Genomic DNA, 5,907 nt, shown 5'->3' with positions numbered 1-5,907 from the left:
TGGCGCGCCCCCCCCGGGCCCGGCCGGGGGTTCCTCCCGCGCGCCCCCCCCCGGTGCCGTAGGGGTCGCTGTTGTCACGGGCGCGGGGTGATGACGACCGCCGCCGGGCGGAGCGGTCGCACCACCCGGCGCAAGCGCACTGGACCGGGCACCCGGTCGACCTCCGCTTCCCCGTCATGGCCGCCCCGCCGACTTCCGCTTCCCGTCACGGCCGCCCCGCCGACCTCCGCGTTTTCTCGGTCTCCTGCGCTGACAACGCCCGCAGCAGCAGCTCTCGGATGCGGATCCGGGCTGTCGCCGTCGCCTGGGGGCGCGGGGAGGTGAACGCCGCTGACGTGTTCGAGAGCGGTCGCGTCGGTCCTGCGGATCGAATCGGGAGCACACGGCGGTTGTCGCGCCCACCGAGGGCTTCCCATCGCGGACCGGGGTTGCCCGTATGGGGCGGTATGTGCTGGGGTGTGTGCACCGGGGCGCGGTCGGGGGATCGTCCCATATGGCGGGATTCGATGTTCGGCGGAAGAAGGGGCGTTCTTTGCCGACGGGTGGTATGCGTGACAGGTGCGCGATCGTTCGGGCCTGGTGGAACGACCCGGTGGACTACCGGTGGCTGCTGCGGACCTTGGCGGCGCGCTCGGCGGACTGGCCGGTGCGGATCGTGGTGGGCGCGGGCGGGGCCGTCATGGTGGTGATCGCGGTGCTCACCTGGATCTCACCGGCGGGGCCGCACGGGACTGCCGGGCATATCGTCTTCGCGTTCGTGACCGGCGGGGCGACGCTGTGGGCGCTGCGCTGGTGGTTGGGGCCGTGGCCGGGGGAGAACGAATCGCTGCTGCTGATCGGGGCGGCCGACCTGCTGGTGGTGTCGGCCTGCCTGATGGATCAGGACCGGGTGTACGGGTCGATCGGGGCGCTGCTGCTGGTGGTCACCGGCGGGTACGTGAGCGTCTTCCACAGCCCGCGGGCACTGACCGCGCACGCCGTGTTCTCGCTGGTGTCGGTGCTCGTGCTGGCGGCTCGATTGGCGGGGGAGACCGGTGACGTGGCGCTGGCCGTCGCGATCATCCTGATCATGGCCGTGGCCATCGTGGTGGTGCTGCCCACCGTGCACTTCTGCTATTGGGTGCTGCGCACCGACGCGCTCACCGACGCGCTCACCACCCTGCTGAACCGCCGCGGCCTCGACTACTACCTGTCCGGCCGATTCGGCCTGGACGACGGTCGCGCGGTCTGCGCCATGGTCATCGACCTGGACGACTTCAAGGCGGTCAACGACACCTACGGGCATTCGGCGGGTGACGACATCCTGGTCCGCACCGCGGCCCGACTACGCGCCTGCGCCGACGGCGACACTCTCGTAGCCCGAAGCGGCGGTGAGGAATTCGCCGTCCTCGCGCACCTGGACCCGGCCGCCGCACAGGCCGCGGCCGAACGCGTCTGCCGCGCCATCGCCACCATGACCGGCCCGCACACCCCGGTCACCGCCAGCGTCGGCGTGGCCGCCTTCGAACACGGCGCCACCGCCGACGATCTGCTGCGCTGCGCCGACGCCGCCATGTACCAGGCGAAACAGTTGGGCGGCAACACCGTCGTCCTCGCGGGTCGGGCGGCCGATAGGACTGCTCCCGTCGGCGTGCCCGAGAACGACTCGCACCAGGCACGGATCCCGAGTGGCGGCACGTGGGATCACCCATAGCCGATGTGGCCGGGCTATAGGATCGAATCATCATCGTCGGTCGGGTGAGGAGCGTGTCATGTCCGGGATGCTCGATTGGGCACGGGAGGAGAACCTGCAGCCCGAGCCGATCACCGTTGAGATCTGGAAGAAGCTGCCCGAGGACTTCTGTCGTCTGGTGGAGGTCGAGAACGGGCAGGCGGTGCGGGCCGAGTCACCGACTCGGCCGCACCAGACCGCGCAACGCAGGCTTGCGGACATTCTCGATGGGGCGGTGACCTCCCACCTGAATCGCTACAACGGTGACTGCCTCGATGTGAACACCGACTTCGATGTGCTGCTGTGGGAGATGCCGAGGACGACGATCCGGCGGCCCGACATCGCGGTATTCGATTGCGCGCCAGAGGATCTTCGGCCATTGCCCGCGTCGTTGGTGCGACTCGTCGTCGAGATAATCTCGCCGGGAACCGAGAACGTGGATCTGGTCGTGAAGAAGGCGGAGTACGCGCGGGCGGGCATCGCCTGGTATTGGGTCGTCACCCTGGGTGACAACCGAGTCGAGTCGATCGAGGTGCACGTCCTGGACCACGTACTGGGTCAGTACCGGCTGCAGTGGAAGCTGCAACCGGACGGGCAACCGACGGCGGTCGAACTCCCCATCGGGATCACCATCGACTGGGACCGACTCAGCGGGTTGACGCGCTGAGCCTCGTGCCGAAACCACGACGCCGGGTCGAATCGCTCCGTGGGAGCGGATTCGACCCGGCGCAGCGGTAGGGCTTCGCCTTACGAGGTCGCCGCGAACGCCTCTTCGATGATCTCCTGCTGCTCCACCGCGTGCACCTTCGACGAACCCGAGGATGGGGCCGACATGGCGCGGCGCGAGATGCGGCGCAGCTTGCCGAACCGGGCCGGGAGGATGTCCGGCAGGTTCAGGCCGAAGAACGGCCACGCGCCCTGGTTGGCGGGCTCCTCCTGGATCCACACCAGATCGGTGGCGGCGGCGTAGCCCTCCAGCGCCTCGTTCAGGCGGAACTTCGGAATCGGGTACAGCTGCTCGACGCGCACGATGGCGACATCGTCACGGCCCCGCTTCTGCTTCTCCGCCACCAGCTCGTAGTAGAGCTTGCCGGAGGTGAGCAGCACGCGCTTGACCTTCGACCGGTCGCCGTCGCCGCTCTCGTAGGTCGGCTCCTCCAGGACGGTGCGGAACTTGTTGTCCGTGAAGTCCTCGATGTCGGAGATGACGGCCTTGTTGCGCAGCATGGACTTCGGCGTGAAGACCACCAGCGGGCGGCGAATGCCGTCCAGCGCGTGGCGGCGCAGCAGGTGGAAGTAGTTCGACGGGGTGGACGGCACCGCCACCGTCATCGAGCCCTCCGCGCACAGCTGGAGGAACCGCTCGATGCGGCCGGAGGTGTGGTCCGGACCCTGGCCCTCGTGACCGTGCGGCAGCAGCAGCACGACCTCGGAGAGCTGACCCCACTTGGCCTCACCGGAGGAGATGAACTCGTCGATGATGGTCTGCGCGCCGTTGACGAAGTCGCCGAACTGCGCCTCCCACAGCACCAGCGCGTCCGGGTTGCCCAGCGAGTAGCCGTATTCGAAACCGACGGCGGCGAATTCGCTCAGCGCCGAATCGTGCACCGCGAACCAGCCGGCGTTCGTCGACCCGATGTTGTGCAGCGGGGTGTACTCCGCGCCGGTCTTGCGGTCGATGATCACCGAGTGGCGCTGGGTGAAGGTGCCGCGGCGGGAGTCCTGACCGGTCAGGCGCACCGCGTGCCCCTCGTCGATCAGGGTGCCGAAGGCGAGCAGCTCGGCGAACGCCCAGTCCACCTTGCCCTCGTAGGCCATTTCGCGGCGGCGCTCCAGCACCGGCTTGACGCGCGGGTGCACGCTGAAGCCCTCGGGCACGTTCACGAACGCGTCGCCGATGCGCTGCAGCACCGTCTTGTCCACGGCGGTGACCATATTCGGCGGGATCTGCTGGTCGTCCTCGACCGATTCCGACGGTTCCGGCCGGTATTTCTCCAGCTCGCGGACCTCGTTGAAGACGCGCTCCAACTGACCCTGGTAGTCGCGCAGCGCGTCTTCGGCTTCCTTCATGGAGATGTCGCCACGACCGATCAGGCTCTCGGTGTAGATCTTGCGCACCGAGCGCTTGGTGTCGATCACGTCGTACATCTGCGGCTGGGTCATCGACGGGTCGTCGCCCTCGTTGTGCCCGCGGCGGCGGTAGCAGATGAGGTCGATGACGACATCCTTGTTGAACTTCTGCCGGTAGTCGACGGCCAGTTCGGCCACCCACACGCAGGCTTCCGGATCGTCACCGTTCACGTGGAAGATCGGCGCACCGATGAACTTCGCGATATCGGTGGAGTATTCGGTGGAGCGCGAGTACTCCGGTGCGGTGGTGAAGCCGATCTGGTTGTTGACCACGATGTGTACGGTGCCGCCGGTGCGGTAACCGCGCAGACCCGACAGGTTCAGGGTCTCGGCCACCACGCCCTGGCCCGCGAAGGCCGCGTCGCCGTGCAGCATGAGCGGCACGACGGAGAAGTTGCGCTCCTCCTCACCCTTGGTGGACAGGTCCTCCTTGGTGAGCAGGTCCTGCTTGGCACGGACCAGGCCCTCCAGCACCGGGTCCACCGCCTCCAGGTGCGAGGGGTTGGCGGTCAGCGACACCGTGATGTCGTTGTCGCCGAACATCTGGATGTAGGTGCCCTGCGCGCCCAGGTGGTACTTCACGTCGCCGGAGCCGTGTGTGGCCGCCGGGTTCATATTGCCCTCGAACTCGGTGAAGATCTTCGAGTAGGGCTTGCCGACGATATTGGCCAGCACGTTCAGGCGGCCGCGGTGCGGCATGCCGATGACGACTTCGTCGAGGGCGTGCTCGGCGCACTGGTTGATGACCGAGTCCATCATCGGGATGACGGACTCCGCGCCCTCCAGCGAGAAGCGCTTCTGGCCCACGTACTTGGTCTGCAGGAAGGTCTCGAACGCCTCGGCGGCGTTCAGGCGCGACAGAATGTACTTCTGCTCGGCGACCGACGGCTTCTCGTGCTTCTGCTCGACCCGGTCCTGGATCCACTGCAACTGCTCGGGATCGAGGATGTGGGTGTACTCCACGCCGACGTGGCGGCAGTAGGCGTCGCGCAGGATGGACAGCACGTCGCGCAGCTTCATGCGCTCCTGGCCGTGGAAGCCCGCGACGTTGAACTCGCGGTCCAGATCCCACAGGGTCAGGCCGTGCTCGGTGACGTCCAGATCCGGATGCGAGCGGAACTTGTCCTTGACCAGCCGTAGGGGGTCGGTGTCGGCCATCAGGTGGCCGCGGTTGCGGTAGGCGGCGATGAGCTCCTGCACGCGCACGCTCTTGTCGACGCCGCGCTCGGTGACGTCGCGGCGCCAGCGCACCGGCTCGTAGGGCACGCCCATGCCGTGGAAGATCTCGTCGTAGAACTCGTCGGAGATCAGCAACTGGTGGATGGTGCGCAGGAAGTCGCCGGACTCCGCGCCCTGGATGATGCGGTGGTCGTAGGTGGAGGTGAGCGTCATGAGCTTGCCGATGCCGATCTCGGCGAGCTGATCGTCACCCATGCCCTGGAACTCGGCCGGGTACTCCATGGCGCCCGCACCGATGATCGCGCCCTGACCCGGCATCAGCCGCGGCACCGAATGGTTGGTGCCGATGGTGCCCGGGTTGGTCAGCGAGATGGTGACGCCCGAGAAGTCCTCGATGCCCAGCTTGCCGTCGCGGGCGCGGCGCACGATGTCCTCGTAGGCACTGTGGAACTGCGCGAAGGTCATGCCCTCGCAGTTCTTGATGGCCGCCACGACCAGGGAGCGGTTGCCGTCCTTGCCGGGCAGGTCGATGGCCAGACCCAGGTTGGTGTGCGCCGGGGTGACCGCGTTGGGCTTCCCGTCGATCTCGGCGAAGTGCCGGTTCATATTCGGGAAGGACTTGACCGCCTGCACGATGGCGTAGCCGAGCAGGTGGGTGAAGGAGATCTTGCCGCCGCGGGTGCGGGCCAGGTGGTTGTTGATGACCAGCCGGTTGTCGATCATCAGCTTCGCCGGGATGGCGCGCACGGAGGTGGCGGTGGGGATGGTCAGGGACGCCGACATGTTCTTCACGACCGCCGCGGCGGGCCCGCGTAGGACCTTGGCCTCATCGCTCACGTCCGCCTTCGGCGCACCCGCGGTGGGGGCGGCGTTGGAGGCGGGGGCGG

General features: G+C 67.8%; 3 protein-coding genes. 2 read left to right on the top strand and 1 reads right to left on the bottom strand.

Annotation, left to right across the window (positions count from 1 at the left end; translation table 11 throughout):
- The first annotated feature begins 547 nt into the window (after positions 1-547).
- Together QK444_RS31370 and QK444_RS31365 are read left to right on the top strand one after the other, a co-directional pair.
- On the top strand, positions 548-1,693 hold the full coding sequence (locus QK444_RS31370) for a GGDEF domain-containing protein (RefSeq protein ID WP_282785692.1): 1,146 nt from the start codon (positions 548-550) through the stop codon (positions 1,691-1,693).
- A 58-nt stretch (positions 1,694-1,751) separates the two neighbouring features.
- The gene (locus tag QK444_RS31365) at positions 1,752-2,378 is read left to right on the top strand and encodes a Uma2 family endonuclease (protein ID WP_282785691.1); all 627 of its coding nucleotides are present in this window, start codon (positions 1,752-1,754) and stop codon (positions 2,376-2,378) included.
- Between the two features lie 80 nt (positions 2,379-2,458).
- Here QK444_RS31365 and QK444_RS31360 read toward each other — a convergent pair.
- On the bottom strand, positions 2,459-5,907 hold a 3,449-nt coding region (locus QK444_RS31360), incomplete at its 5' end, for a multifunctional oxoglutarate decarboxylase/oxoglutarate dehydrogenase thiamine pyrophosphate-binding subunit/dihydrolipoyllysine-residue succinyltransferase subunit (protein ID WP_282785690.1).

Origin of the sequence: Nocardia sp. CC201C (genome assembly GCF_030010695.1) — a bacterium.
GTDB classification, from domain to species: Bacteria; Actinomycetota; Actinomycetes; order Mycobacteriales; family Mycobacteriaceae; genus Nocardia; species Nocardia otitidiscaviarum.
The sequence above is the reverse complement of the archived record's forward strand: the minus strand, read 5'-3'. Positions and strand labels throughout refer to the sequence as shown.